Raw genomic sequence first — 13,400 nt, 5'->3', positions numbered from 1 at the left:
TCTTCGTTACCCTGAGCTCGTGGCACAGCCGGAGCCCGCCCCTCGAGGCGGTCACACAGATCGGCCCCGTGGTCGATTCTGGTGGCTCAAGTGGGTCGCCGGCGCTCTCCTCGTGGCGTTGCTCGTCGGCGAGGGCATCTATCTGTGGCCGCGGCTGCACGAGTCGTGGCAGGCGCTGGCGGAAATCCACTGGGGCTGGGTCGCGGTGTGCGTGGTGGCGCAGGCCGTCTCGCTGAGCGGCTACGGGCGGGTGCAGAAGCAATTGCTGCACGCCGGTGGCGTCTCGGTGAGCCAGCGCAAGTCGGTCGCGGTGATCTACGGGTCGACGGCGATGGCGTTGACGCTTCCCGCGGGCCAGGTGTTCTCCACGGCATTCACGTACAAGGAGACCCGGCGCTGGGGCGCGAGCCCGGTCGTCGCGTCGTGGCAGCTGGCGATCTCCGGCGTGATCGCCGCCGCCGGCCTGGCGCTGGTCGGAGTGACGGGCGCGTTGCTGGTCGGCGGCTCGGTGAGCCCGTTCACGTTGCTCTTCTCGGTGGCGGGCCTGGTCGCGCTGCTGTACGCGGGGCGGTACGTCTCGTCGCATCCGGAGTCCATCGAGAAAGCAGCCGGATGGGTGCTGGCGCGGGTGAACGGGGTGCTGGGCAAGCCGGCGGACACCGGCATGGACGCGGTCCGGACCACGATCTCCCAACTCGATTCGGTGCAGCTCGGCAAGGGGGACGCCGCCCTGACGCTGGGCTGGTCTGCGGTGCATCGGCTCGCCGACATCGTGTGCCTGGCCGCGGCGTGTTTCGCGATCGGCGCCGAACCGGTGCCGGCAGGTCTGCTGATCGCCTTCGCGGCAGGCAAGGCCGTCGCGACGATCCCGGGCGCGCCGGGCGGCCTGGTGTACGTGGACGCGACACTCATCGCGGCACTGACGACCGCGGCGAGCATCAGTGCGTCGCAGGCGGTGGCGGCGGCGTTCGTCTACCGCGGGGTCAGCTTCATCCTGGTCGCGATCGTCGGCTGGATCGTCTTCGGCTTCCTGTTCCGCGGGCACGGGCGGGCGTCCGACGTCGAATTGGAGGCCACCGACGTCCCGGAGTTGGAGCAGCGCCGTGCGGTGCCCGACCCGACGACGGTGCGATCCGACGTAGAGGACCGGATTCCGCGCAGCGACTGAGCGGCCGGGTCACCTGCCGAGGTCGGCCGCCATCGCTTCGAGATGTGCCCGCGCGATTCGGGCGGCGTCGTCGACGTTCCCATCCGCGATCGCGTCCACGAGCGCGCCGTGTTCGTCGGCGTTCGGTTCCCCGTCCCGGTCCCGCAACCCGAGCAGACCGATCATGTCGACCATCGCGGTGGCGACGCGGGGCACGAACGTCTCGAACAGTTCGGACAGGACCGGGTTGTGCGCGCCGGCCACGATCGCACGGTGCACCGCGGTGTCGGCGTCGACGAATTCACGGTCCGCCGCGCCGGCCGCGGCCGCGCGCATTTCCAGGGCACGGCGCATCGCCGCGACGTCGTCGGCGGTGGCGCGCACGGCGGCCAGCCGGGCCGCCTCGATCTCGATCGCGGCGCGGGCCTCGACGACGGCCACGACGGCCTCGCGCTGCAGCACGGCCTCCCAGCCGTCGGTTTCCGGCTCCACACGCTCGACGAACACCCCGGCACCCTGCCGTGGCCGCAGCAGACCCTGACCGGCGAGCATCCGCAACGCCTCACGAATCGTCGACCGTCCCACCCCGAGTTCCGCGGCCAGCGTCGTCTCGCCCGGCAACTTCGTTCCGACCTCCCACTCCCCCGCCTGTAGACGACGTCGTAGCTGGTCAGCCGCCTGATCGGCGAGCAGGTTCCGGCTGAGCGCGGTGGTCAATCGATCTCCTCAGGTTGTCAGACAAGTTATTTTCCTCTAGCTTAACCGGCATGACGTTCCGCGGACTGCTTCTCGGTCGCCGCGGCGGGATCTGACCGGACCGGCACCCCGCCGCGGGGTTCCGCTGTGCCGGTCGACCGTTTCGATCCGCACAGGAGTCCGCACGTCATGCACTGGAATCGTCAACGCCCGTCGTCCATGCCCAGCCACCGCTACCGCCCGCACTTCGAGCGGGTCCCGGTGCCGCTCGTCGAACGCTCGTGGCCCACCGCCCACACCACCGTGGCACCGCTGTGGGTGCCGGTCGATCTGCGCGACGGCAACCAGGCCCTCGCCGAACCCATGGACCCCGTCCGCAAGCGCACGTTCTTCGAGCTGATGGTCCGTATGGGCTACAAGGAGATCGAGGTCGGCTACCCGTCCGCCAGCCGGACCGACTTCGACTTCGTCCGCGACCTGGCGGAACAGGATCTGGTGCCCGACGACGTCACGATCGTCGTGTTCACCGCTGCCCGTACCGATCTGATCGCGCGCACCTTCGAGTCGGTGCGCGGACTGCCGAACGTCGTGGTGCACATGTACACCGCGACCGCACCGACGTGGCGCGACGTCGTACTGGGACACGATCGGGAGGCGCTGCACCGCTTGATCTTCGACGCCGCCACGGACGTCGCGCGCGGCGGCGACCGGCAGCCTGGCGTGCGCTTCGAGTTCTCCCCCGAGGTGTTCAACCTGACCGAACCCGACTACGTGCTGCAGGTGTGCGACAGCCTCACCGAGCTGTGGGACGCGTCCCCGGACCGTCCGGTGATCCACAACCTGCCTGCGACCGTGGAGATCTCGACGCCCAATGTGTATGCGGACCAGATCGAGTACATGCACCGCAACCTGACCCGCCGCGAATCGGTGATCCTGTCGGTGCATCCGCACAACGACCGGGGCACCGGTGTCGCGTGCGCCGAACTGGCGGTGCTGGCCGGCGCCCAGCGCGTCGAGGGCTGCCTGTTCGGCAACGGCGAGCGGACCGGCAACGTCGACCTGGTGACGCTCGCGCTGAACCTGCATGCGCAGGGCGTCGATCCGATGATCGACTTCTCCGACATCGACGACGTTCGCCGAACGGTGGAGCACTGCAACAGGATCGATGTGCATGCCCGCCATCCGTACGGCGGCGACCTGGTGTACACGGCGTTCTCCGGCACCCACCAGGATGCGATCAAGAAGGGATTCGCGCACCACCACGCGCAGGCCGACGCCGCCGGACTCGATCCGGCGCAGGCGCCGTGGGACGTGCCGTACCTGCCGATCGATCCGCGCGACGTGGGTCGTGACTACGAGGCGGTGATTCGGGTGAACAGCCAGTCCGGCAAGGGCGGAATCGCGTACCTGTTGCAGACCGGGTACGGCATCGATCTGCCGCGGCCGCTGCAGATCGACTTCGCCGGCCGCGTGCAGCGCGCCACCGACGACAGTGGCGCCGAGATCACCGCGGAGCAGTTGTGGCAGTTGCTGTTCGACGAGTACGGGTTCGACGACAAACTGGGTCCGTGGTCGGTCGAGCACCGCGAGGGCGGCGAGCACCTGCGGGTGCGGGCGGAGTTCGACGACGTGGTGATCGACGGCGAGGCGTTCGCCGGTGGACCCGTCGAGGCGCTCACCAAGATCCTGGCCGACCACGGCCGCCCGGTCGAGGTGCTCTCGTTCGTGCAGCAGGCCGTCGGCACGGGCAGCGCCGGAAGGGCCGTGACGTTCGCGCTGTGCCGCAGCGGCGGCATCCAGCCCTGGGGCGTCGGATTCGATCAGTCGGTGACGGCGTCGGCGCTGCACGCCGTCCTGGCCGCAGCAGCCAGGGTGTCCGCCACCGAGTGACCGGCCGGGTGCCGGCCGGAACACCCCCCACCCGAGTGTGTTCCGGCCGGCCTCCGCGTCAGCTCAGGTTGGCGAACAGCATGCTGCTGCCGGCGCCGCTCTTCAGCAGATCGGCGATGACGGCGCTGCCGCCGTCCATGTTGATGGTGGCGCTGCCGAGATCCAGCGCCTGGCCCAGGCTTCCGAAGCCGCCCGGGGAGAAGACGACCTGGTAGCTGTAAGACAGAACAGCATCCTGGGCATCCTTGTCGAAGCACGCTCCGACGACGGCGTAGGCGCCCGGGGTGATGGGCTTGAGCAGTCCGGGGTTGAAGTCGTTCTCGTCGAGCGCGGTGCTGCTGTCGGCCACCGGCGCCGCGTCCGACGTCGGGTTGCCGATGTAGTAGACCTTGCTCACGAGTTCGCCGAACCCGGGCCACTGATCGGTCGGCAGCGCCGCGAGGGGCAGCGCGTCGGTGGCGTTCAGGACGATCGGCAGACAGAACGCATTCTGGCCCGTGCTCGTCTGAGTGACGGTCATGTCGATGACGTCGCCGTCCACACCGGCCGACACCTTGGGGGCGGGGACGGCGGCGGTGGGTTCGGCGGAGGCGATGCCCGGCGCAACCAGGGCGATAGTTCCGGCGACGGCGGCGGCGGTACCCGCACAGCGGGCGATGGTCGACTTCTTGGACAACGGCTTCTCCTTGCTTCATGAGGTGGCGCACTGTTCACGACAGTCCTGCCGGACCCGAGATCACGGTTGGCAGAACCGGATTCGAAACACCCCGCCGTCACCGGAGGGGGCAAAGCAGACAAGCAGGGCGAACGTAGCACGGAAACTTACTGAACGGTAGTAAGAATTCCGGTCATCGAGACCGGCCCGAGCGCCCCCATGCGGAGTGGCGGACGTCACTACCGGTTGCGGAATCACGGCGGCGGTGCCACCGTTGTAACCACAGTCTTTGAAGTTTCAACTACTTTCCTCTGGGAGTTCACATGACCACCGCCACCGCCCTGCCCAACCTTTCCGCCGGCACCTGGGCCATCGACCCCACGCACTCGACCGTCGGATTCATGGTCCGGCACCTCGTGGTGAGCAAGGTCCGCGGCACGTTCAACGACTTCAGCGGCTCGATCACGATCGCCGAGGACGGCACCCCGTCCGTGCAGGCCGAGATCCAGGTCGCGTCCATCGACACCAACAACGAGCAGCGTGACGGCCACATCAAGTCGGCCGACTTCTTCGACGTCGAGCAGTTCCCGACCGCCACCTTCGTCTCCACCGGCGTGCGCCCGGCCGGCTCGAACTTCGTCGTCGAGGGCGAGTTCACGCTCCACGGCGTCACCAAGCCCGTCGAGCTGGCACTCGAGTTCCTCGGCGTCAACCCGGGCATGGGCAACGGCCCGGTTGCCGGCTTCGAGGCCTCGACCACCATCAATCGCAAGGACTTCGGCATCAGCATCGAGATGCCGCTCGAGGGTGGCGGCGCCGTCGTCGGCGACAAGATCGCGATCAACCTCGAGATCGAGGCCGGCCTCCAGGCCTGATCCACCCCCATAGACGACGCACCCGCTGCGGCCCCCTCCCCCGATCGCAGCGGGTGCGTTTTCCATGTGGACCGACTGTCAGCCCGCCGCCTCCCCGAACCACCGCGACACCTGGTCGGCGAGGTCTCGCTGATCGTCGCCGACCCACGCCACGTGCCCGTCCGGACGCAACAGCACCGCCGGTGCGCCCAGTTCCGCCTCCGAGTCGACGACGTGATCGACGCGATCGGCCCAGTCCGCCACCGAGAGTCGACCCGTGCGGTCGAGCAACAGGCCGCGGCCGGCGTGCATCAGCCGGTAGAGACGGCCCCGCCCCCACGGCACGTCCCGCATTCTGCGGCCCACCAGATCGTGGTCGTCACCGAAGTCGTAGCGGACGCCGATCGCGGTGATCTTCTCGATCAGGTACCGGTTGACGTCGTCGAACTCGATCAGTTCCTCGACCAACCGCCGAACCGCCTGGGCCCCGGGCTCGACGGACATCAGTTCCATCTGCGCGCGGGTGTTCTCGAGCACCGCGGCAGCCACCGGATGCCGCTCGTCGTGGTAGCTGTCCAGGAGCCCGTCCGGCGCCCAGCCGGCCACCGTCGCCGCCAGCTTCCATCCCAGGTTGAACGCATCCTGGATACCGAGGTTCAGGCCCTGCCCGCCGGTCGGCGGATGAATGTGGGCTGCGTCGCCCGCGAGCAGTACCCGGCCGGCCCGGTAGCGCTCGGCCAGCCTCGTCGCGTCGCCGAAGCGCGACAACCAGCGCGGTGAGTGCACTCCGAAGTCGCCGCCGGCGACGGCACGCAGTCGTGTTTCGAAGTCCGCGAGAGTCGGCGGCGCATCCCGGTCCTCCGCCACACCGGCCGCGGGAACGATGACGCGGTACATCCCCTCCCCCAGCGGCATGAAGCCGAATCGCTTGTGGGTCCGGCGAACCTCGGCCGTGACAGCGGCCAGGGTCTCCGGCGACGCGGACACCGCCATCTCGCCCAGTAGGGTCTCGACCCTGCTGGGCTCTCCGGGGAAGCCCACACCGAGCAGCCCGCGCACCGTGCTGCGGCCGCCGTCGCACCCGACCAGGTAGCGCGAGCGCAGACGCGTGCCGTCGGCCAGCACGGCGGTCACCCCGTCGTCGTCCTGCTCGATCTCGATCATTTCGCTGCCGCGCCGGATCTCGGTCCCGAGTTCGAGTGCCCGCTCGGCCAGGATGCGGTCGGTGACGGGTTGCGGAATCCCGAGGACGTAGGAGTGGGCGGTGTCCAGGTCATCGGGCCACTTGCTGCTCAGGCCCGCGAAGAAGCCACCTACCGTGAACTGCTTTCCCTGCTCCAGGAACCGGTCGAGCAACCCACGCTGATCCATGATCTCGATGCTGCGCACATGCAGACCGAGTGCACGGACGAACGCGGGTGGTTCTTCCTGCTTCTCCACCACCAGTGTGCGCACACCGTGCAGTCGCAACTCCGCGGCGAGCATCAGACCGGTCGGCCCTGCCCCGACAATGGTCACGTCGAACATGTTTTCCCTCCGCCGTTTTCGTTCCGGCGGACGATTCTGCGGCACAACCGGGGCCTTGCCGCAAGGCCCCCACTGCGCTATATGTTGAAAGTGGAAGGGATCCGTTTCCGATCCCGTGCTCCGGTCCCGTGAGCCCCCCGTGCGCATCCACCGACGCCGGAACGGCGATGTCACGGCGACGTCGTCGGCACGATCGCCGAGCACGTGGTAGTGGCGGGCCAGGTCGGGTTCCACTGTCCTGCAGCGGCATCCGCTGCTGCTCGGGAGGTGCGGGCTTCCCGAACCGCTTCTCCAGGAACTGTGTGATCGAGGTGGGGCGGACCCGAGGAGGCCGATTCGGGACGCCGGCCCGCGATGAGTTTCCCGAGCCGGTGCGGTCTGTATGGCTGAGGCTCCGCGCAACCGGCGGGGAGCAGCCACAGAACGGGAGCTCGCCATGACCGCCGCATTCCCCCGTACCCGCACCGCGCCCGGGTCGGCCACCGTTTCGCCTCGGGCCCGCATCGCCGGCCTCGTCGTCACCGCGCTGGTGGTGGCTTTCCTGCTGTTCGACGCCGTCATCCACCTCGCGAACATCCAGCCGGTGAAGGACTCGATGGCCGAGTACGGCTTCCCGGAGTACGCGCCCTACGTCATGGGTGTGGTGATGCTGGTGTGCCTGGCGCTGTACCTGACGCCGGTCACGGCGATCCTCGGTGCCGTGCTGCTCACCGGGTACCTCGGTGGCGCGGTGGCCTGCAACATCCTCACCGAGCAGCCGCTGCTGTCGACGATCCTCTCGCCGGTGTACGTCGGCATCTTCGTGTGGGGCGGGCTGTACCTGCGCGACGCCCGCGTCCGGGCGATCATGCCGCTGGTGCGGGCGTGAACACCTGATAGTCGACGAGGACCGGCGCGGTTCGAAGGGCTGGGTGCCGAGGGCGGTACCGCGCAGCCGACGACGGTGAGGACGGCCACTTGTCGGGTCGGCCTACGCTGGTCGGCGTGAAGAAATACCTGCCCGCCGCCGTCGTCGACGTCCTGCTCGTTCTGATCTTCGCCGCGCTCGGCCGGAGGAGCCATGAGGAGGCCTCGACGATCGGCGGCCTGCTCACCACGGCATGGCCGTTCCTGACCGGTCTCGCGGCGGGCTGGATCGTCACGCTCGGCCTGTACCGGGACAAGTTCGATTCGCGGCTGGCGGTACCGACCGGCGTGATCGTCTGGCTGTCGACTCTGGTGGTCGGCATGCTGCTGCGGGTGGTCAGCGATCAGGGCACCGCGTTCTCGTTCATCGTCGTCGCCGCGTCGTTCCTCGGGCTGTTCCTCATCGGCTGGCGTGCTCTGTACCAAGCGGTCCGTAAGCGTCGTACTCTCGCGTGATCCCGTCGCATGAACAACCGGCACGGAAGAGACACGCGGAGGGGCCGATGACGTCGAAGGTCGAATCCCAGGGAACCGAGTCCGACAGGGGATTCTTCGGACAACCGTTCGCACTCGCGAACCTGTTCGGCGTCGAGATGTGGGAGCGCTTCTCGTTCTACGGCATGCAGGGCATCCTGCTGTACTACCTGTACTACTCGGTGTCCGACGGCGGACTGGGGCTCGACAAGGCCGCGGCCACCAGCATCGTCGGCGCGTACGGCGGCACGGTGTACCTGTCGACGATCGTGGGGGCGTGGGTCGCCGATCGGCTTCTCGGCTCGGAGCGCACCCTCTTCTACAGCGCGTGCCTGATCATGCTGGGGCACATCAGCCTGGCGATCATCCCGGGTCTGGCGGGCGTGGGCGTCGGACTGGTGCTGATCGCGTTCGGCAGCGGCGGGCTCAAGGCCAACGCGACATCCCTCGTCGGCGATCTGTACACACCCGACGACGAACGCCGGGATGCGGGTTTCTCGATCTTCTACATGGGCATCAACCTCGGTGGCCTGATCGGTCCGCTGATCACCGGATGGGCGCAGAAGAACTGGGGCTTCCACGTCGGGTTCGCGCTTGCCGCAGTCGGAATGGCGCTCGGCCTCGTCCAGTACACGCTGGGGCGCAAGCACCTGCACGGGGTCGGATCGGCGGCCCCCAACCCGCTGCCGGCGGCCGCGCGTCCTCGGGTCGCGGTGATCGCGATCGTGGCGATCGCCATCGCGTTCGCGTTCTCGTTCGCCGGGGTGATCACTGCCGCCAACCTCTCCGAGATCGTGGTGGCGCTGACCATCGTCGCCGCGGTGGCGTACTTCGCGGTGATCCTCACGAGCCGGCGGATCACCCCCGTCGAGCGCAGTCGCGTGGTGGCGTTCATCCCGATGTTCATCGCGAGTGCCGCCTTCTGGTCGCTGTTCCAGCAGCAGTTCACCACCGTCGCCATCTACGCCGACGCCCGCCTGGACCGCAATCTCTTCGGCTGGGAGTTCCCACCCACCTGGGTGCAGTCGATCAATCCGGTGTTCATCATCGTCTTCGCCGGTGCGTTCGCGGCGCTGTGGACCAAACTCGGCTCGCGCCAGCCGTCCTCGCCGATCAAGTTCGCGCTCGGCACCGGCATCATGGGCATTGCGTTCCTGTGCTTCATCCCGATGTCCGGCGGCGGCCCCAACAGTGCCCCGCTGCTCGGGCTCGCCGGGATCCTGCTGCTGTTCACCTTCGCCGAGCTGCTGCTCTCGCCCGTCGGGCTGTCGCTGTCCACCAAGCTCGCCCCGGCCGCGTTCCACACCCAGATGGTGGCGCTGTTCTTCCTGTCGGTGGCGCTCGGTTCGAGCCTGGCCGGCACGCTGTCGCAGTTCTACGACGAGTCCCACGAGGTGTCGTACTTTGCGACCGTCGGCTTCGCATCGCTCGGCATCGGTGTACTTCTCGCCGTGCTGACGCCGTGGATCCGCCGCCTCATGCGCGGCGTCCAGTGAGTCCCTGAGCCCCCCACTGCCCTGCCCTCCCCCTCCCCCGGCCCTCCACTCCCTCCCCCTCCCCCTCGCGTTTTGCGCACTTATCGCGCCGGATCGCGCCCCGAAACCGCGATAAGTGCGCAAAACGCGGGGGTGGAACAGGGGGGGTGGGCGCGGGTGGAACAGGGGTGGGTCAGCGGACGAGAAGGTCTCGGACGTGGGCGGTCTCGTTCACCGACGCCACCCGCCGGGCACCGTTGCGCGAGATGAGCACGCGGCTGAGCGACACGTAGTCGATCGGGAAGGTCAGCGGACGCGGCAGTTCCAGCATGTCCTGCAGCACGACATTGATCACCCCGCCGTGCGCGACGACCACGACGGTGTCCGCATGGTTCGACTGCGCGACAATTGCGTCCACAGCCTCCCGGACCCGGCGGCGGAACGCGTCCTCGTCGACGAAGTCGGGCAGCAGCCCGGCCCGGATCCGTTCGAACGCCTCCGGCATCCGCTCGCGCGCCTCGTGGATCGGGATGTAGTACCGCTGATCGGCGTCGTACTCCGCGAGCCGCTCGTCGATCACCGGGCTCACACCCAGCGATTCGACGAGCGGGCCCGCGGTCTCGATCGCCCGGAGCTGCGAGCTGGTCACCACCCGCGCGACCGCGACGTCGGTCAACGCGGACGCCAACCGCCGGGCCTGCCGACGTCCCAGTTCGGTCAGGCCCGGGTCGGCGCGCCCCTCGGCGACGGCTACGTGCTCGGGCAGCGCGTGCCGGACCAGGATCACCTGCACGGTCAGGCCCCGTAGCCCGACGCACCGGCCCGGGTGAGCACCATCTTCGACACCACCGCCCGGTTCGACAGCCGCAGCACCGCGTCGACGAGTTCGACGACGTCGCCGACGGTCAGCATCGTGTCGGCCGGAATGGTGTCCTTGGTCCACTCGGACATGTCGGTGTCGACGTAGGCCGGCGCGATCGCGGTGCCGGCGACACCGTTGCCGGACTCCTCGGCGTTGAGCGTTTCGACGAGGGAGAGCAGCGCTGCTTTCGTCGCCCCGTACACCGCGAGGTTCGCCTCCGCGTACACGCCGGTGATCGACGACACGGCAACCACTTTCGCACCGTTCTGCGGGTTCTCCGCGGCGCCTTCTCGTAGCAGCGGGAGTGCGCGTTGCAGGAGCGTGAACGGCGCCGTGAGGTTCACGGCGACGGTCTTCTCGAATCGCTTCATCGGGTACTCGCCGATCGGTCCGGCGGTGCCGACCCCGGCATTGAGGACGAGCGCGCGCATCGACCCGAACCGCTCCTGGTGTGCACCGGTGAGCACCTGCGCTGCGTCGGGATCGGCCATGTCGGCGGCGATCGCGACGACGTCGGGCGCGCCGGCTGCCCGCAGTTTCTCGGCGACGGCGTCGAGCCGGGACGCGTCCCGCGCGGTGACGGTGAGCCCGTAGCCCTGCGCCGCAAGCCGCTCCGCGATGCCGAGTCCGATGCCGCGCGACGCGCCGGTGATCAGTGCGCTGGCCGTCACCGCTGTCCCTCCATCGCGGCGAGTCCGGCGGCGACGAGTGGGGGCACCGCTTCGCAGGCGTGCGCGAATCCCTCGCCCGTGGTGGCCCCCGCCAGATGCCGGTGGGTGATGCCCTCGGCGATCACGGCGAGCTTGAAATTCGCCAGGCCCAGGTAGAAACCCCAGTGGTCGAGGGGTGTTCCGGTCGCCTCCGAGTACATCTGTGCAATCGCGTCCGCCGACGGCAACCGCGGACTCGTCCACGCCGCCGGTTCACCCAGGATCACGTCCAACGCAGGATGCCGATAAACGCACATCTGCGCGAGGTCGGCGAGTGGATCCCCGAGCGTCGACAACTCCCAATCCACCACCGCCACCACCCGACCGGGATCGTCGGCGGCGACGAGGGTGTTGTCGATCCGGTAGTCGCCATGCACGATCGCCGTCCGCGACGTGGCAGGCACCGCGTCCTGCAGCAACGCGTGCAGTCGCTCGAGGTCCGGGAGTTCTCGGGTCTTGACCCGCTCCCACTGCCGCGCCCACAGCGCCACCTGCCGCGACAGGTATCCCTCCGGCCGTCCGAAGGATTCGAGTCCCACCGCGCGGTGATCGACGGCGTGCAGCGCGGCGAGCACCCGCACCAATTCCCGCACGCACGAGTCGATCTCGGAGTCGGTGAGTGCGCCGAGCTCGTCGACGGTGCGGATCACGCGGCCGTCGACGAACCCGGTGACCGCGAACGGCGCACCCAGCACCGAGTCGTCCTCGCACAACACCACCGTGGGCGCGACCGGCACCGCCGCCCCCTGCAGCGCCGCGCACACCCGGTACTCGCGGGCGACGTCGTGCGCCGACGGCGTCAGCCCCGCGGTCGGTGGCCGCCGCAGCACCCAGCGGGAGACGCCGTCGGACACCTCGAACGTGAGGTTGGACTTGCCGCCCGAGATCAGCCGCGCCCGCAGCTCACCCGCCGTCGCCACACCCTGCTCGCCGAAGAAGCGTCGCAGCGCAACCAGGTCGAGGCCGTCGAGGCCCGTGGCCGTCACGACCGGCCCTCCTCGCGTGCGGCCCGCTTCGCCTGGCCGACGACTCGTTTCGCGAGCGCCCAGCGATGCACCTCGGACGGGCCGTCGTACACCCGGAACGGACGCACCTCCCGCGACAGCCGGGCCAGCGGCAGGTCACCCGAGACGCCCATGCCACCGCACATCTGGATCGACCGGTCCACGATCCGGAAGATCGCCTCCGCCCCGAAAGTCTTCGCGATCGACGTCGAATCCGACGCGGTCCCACCCTGGTCGAGTTCCCAGCACGCACGGGTGAGCAGCGCATGTGTGGCGGCGATGTCGATCTCGTTGTCCGCGACCATCTGCTGCACCATCCCGAGGTCGCCGAGCCGGGAACCGAATCCCTCGCGCCGGGCGACGTAGTCGACCGCGACGTCGTGCCCGCGGCGGGCGGCGCCGAGCCACCGCATCACGTGCGTCATCCGGGCCGGACCGAGCCGCACCTGTGCGTACGCAAAACCCTCGTCCACCGCACCCAGCACCGCGTCGTCCGGCACGAACAGATCCTCGAAGAACACCTCGCAGTGCCCACCGATCATCGCCCGGTCCAACGTGTCGATGTGCCGGCCCACCCGAATCCCGGGTGCCGACGCCGGAGCGAGGAACATCGTCGCACCGCCCCGGTCCCCCGGAGCACCGGACGTGCGGGCCATCACGATGAAGAATCCTGCGCCGTCGGCACCGGTGATGAACCACTTGTGGCCGTTGATCTTCCACCCGCCGGGCGCCTTCTCCGCGCGCGTCGTCAACGCCGAAGGGTCGGATCCCGCGCCCGGCGCCGGCTCGGTCATCGCGAACGCCGACCGCACCTCACCACGCGCGAGCGGGCCGAGGAACTCCTCCTTCTGCGCGGGGCTCGCGACGTGCGCGAGCAGATGCACATTGCCCTCGTCCGGGGCTGCGATGTTCAGCGCCGTCGGCCCGAACAGCGAGTACCCGGCCGCCTCGAACACCGGGGATCGATCGCTCATGTTCAGACCGAGACCACCGAACTCGACGGGCGCGTGCGGCGCCAGCAGACCCCGCCCCTTCGCCTCCGCCTGCATCTCGACCCGGATCGTGTCGCCGCCGGCCGCGGCGATGTCACCACCGTGCGCGTCCTCGATCGGCAACACCACGTCCCGCACGAATTCCCGCGTCCGTTCGACGAGGCTCAGCACCTCGGATGGATAGGACAGGTCGACAGCCATGTAGAGA

General features: G+C 69.1%; 13 protein-coding genes. 6 read left to right on the top strand and 7 right to left on the bottom strand.

The features are described from left to right. Positions 1-19: 19 nt before the first annotated feature. Positions 20-1,168 carry a lysylphosphatidylglycerol synthase transmembrane domain-containing protein gene (locus PSS76_RS03875; protein WP_064058489.1) on the top strand — a complete coding sequence of 383 codons (1,149 nt, stop codon included), beginning with the start codon at positions 20-22 and terminating at the stop codon, positions 1,166-1,168. A 9-nt stretch (positions 1,169-1,177) separates the two neighbouring features. On the opposite strand, the gene PSS76_RS03870 is transcribed toward PSS76_RS03875, so the two are convergent. Further along, a complete protein-coding gene (locus PSS76_RS03870) occupies positions 1,178-1,864 on the bottom strand; it encodes a FadR/GntR family transcriptional regulator (RefSeq protein WP_084968529.1) in 687 nt (228 codons plus the stop codon). Positions 1,865-2,032: 168 nt separating this feature from the next. Between PSS76_RS03870 and PSS76_RS03865 the strand changes: the two genes are divergently transcribed. Further along, positions 2,033-3,733, top strand: coding sequence for a 2-isopropylmalate synthase (locus PSS76_RS03865; protein ID WP_084968565.1), 1,701 nt, complete (start codon positions 2,033-2,035; stop codon positions 3,731-3,733). 58 nt (positions 3,734-3,791) lie between these two features. Here the strand turns inward: PSS76_RS03865 and PSS76_RS03860 are convergent, their stop codons facing one another. After that, positions 3,792-4,409, bottom strand: a complete 618-nt coding sequence (locus PSS76_RS03860; protein WP_005517496.1) for a hypothetical protein — start codon at positions 4,407-4,409, stop codon at positions 3,792-3,794. Between the two features lie 302 nt (positions 4,410-4,711). Between PSS76_RS03860 and PSS76_RS03855 the strand changes: the two genes are divergently transcribed. Further along, complete coding sequence (locus PSS76_RS03855; protein ID WP_013417260.1) at positions 4,712-5,263, top strand: YceI family protein; 552 nt, start codon at positions 4,712-4,714, stop codon at positions 5,261-5,263. A 78-nt stretch (positions 5,264-5,341) separates the two neighbouring features. Here the strand turns inward: PSS76_RS03855 and rox are convergent, their stop codons facing one another. Beyond that, on the bottom strand, positions 5,342-6,769 hold the full coding sequence (gene rox, locus PSS76_RS03850) for a rifampin monooxygenase (protein WP_084968530.1): 1,428 nt from the start codon (positions 6,767-6,769) through the stop codon (positions 5,342-5,344). A 436-nt stretch (positions 6,770-7,205) separates the two neighbouring features. Between rox and PSS76_RS03845 the strand changes: the two genes are divergently transcribed. The 3 genes from PSS76_RS03845 to PSS76_RS03835 all read left to right on the top strand — a co-directional run bounded on the left by PSS76_RS03845 (position 7,206) and on the right by PSS76_RS03835 (position 9,645). Continuing rightward, entirely contained in the window at positions 7,206-7,637 is a 432-nt protein-coding gene (locus PSS76_RS03845) for a DoxX family protein (RefSeq protein ID WP_005517490.1), read from the top strand. 116 nt (positions 7,638-7,753) lie between these two features. Beyond that, positions 7,754-8,131 carry a DUF3054 domain-containing protein gene (locus PSS76_RS03840; RefSeq protein WP_005517488.1) on the top strand — a complete coding sequence of 126 codons (378 nt, stop codon included), beginning with the start codon at positions 7,754-7,756 and terminating at the stop codon, positions 8,129-8,131. 47 nt (positions 8,132-8,178) lie between these two features. Beyond that, positions 8,179-9,645 carry a peptide MFS transporter gene (locus tag PSS76_RS03835; RefSeq protein ID WP_064058493.1) on the top strand — a complete coding sequence of 489 codons (1,467 nt, stop codon included), beginning with the start codon at positions 8,179-8,181 and terminating at the stop codon, positions 9,643-9,645. A 172-nt stretch (positions 9,646-9,817) separates the two neighbouring features. Here PSS76_RS03835 and PSS76_RS03830 read toward each other — a convergent pair whose 3' ends face one another. Genes PSS76_RS03830 through PSS76_RS03815 form a run of 4 tightly spaced genes read right to left on the bottom strand, consistent with a single transcriptional unit; the run spans position 9,818 to position 13,393 of the window. Next, on the bottom strand, positions 9,818-10,417 hold the full coding sequence (locus PSS76_RS03830; protein WP_084968531.1) for a histidine phosphatase family protein: 600 nt from the start codon (positions 10,415-10,417) through the stop codon (positions 9,818-9,820). Positions 10,418-10,419: 2 nt separating this feature from the next. Continuing rightward, complete coding sequence (locus PSS76_RS03825) at positions 10,420-11,157, bottom strand: SDR family NAD(P)-dependent oxidoreductase (RefSeq protein ID WP_005517482.1); 738 nt, start codon at positions 11,155-11,157, stop codon at positions 10,420-10,422. After that, positions 11,154-12,182, bottom strand: coding sequence for a phosphotransferase family protein (locus PSS76_RS03820; RefSeq protein ID WP_084968532.1), 1,029 nt, complete (start codon positions 12,180-12,182; stop codon positions 11,154-11,156). The genes PSS76_RS03825 and PSS76_RS03820 overlap by 4 nt, the downstream gene beginning before the upstream one ends. Continuing rightward, entirely contained in the window at positions 12,179-13,393 is a 1,215-nt protein-coding gene (locus PSS76_RS03815) for an acyl-CoA dehydrogenase family protein (RefSeq protein ID WP_084968533.1), read from the bottom strand. Before PSS76_RS03815 ends, PSS76_RS03820 begins: the two co-directional genes overlap by 4 nt. Positions 13,394-13,400: the final 7 nt, after the last annotated feature.

The sequence above is a fragment of the Prescottella sp. D32 genome, from assembly GCF_037287305.1.
Lineage (GTDB): Bacteria > Actinomycetota > Actinomycetes > Mycobacteriales > Mycobacteriaceae > Prescottella > Prescottella equi.
Note: the sequence above shows the minus strand (reverse complement) of the source record. Positions and strands in the feature narration are given on the sequence as shown.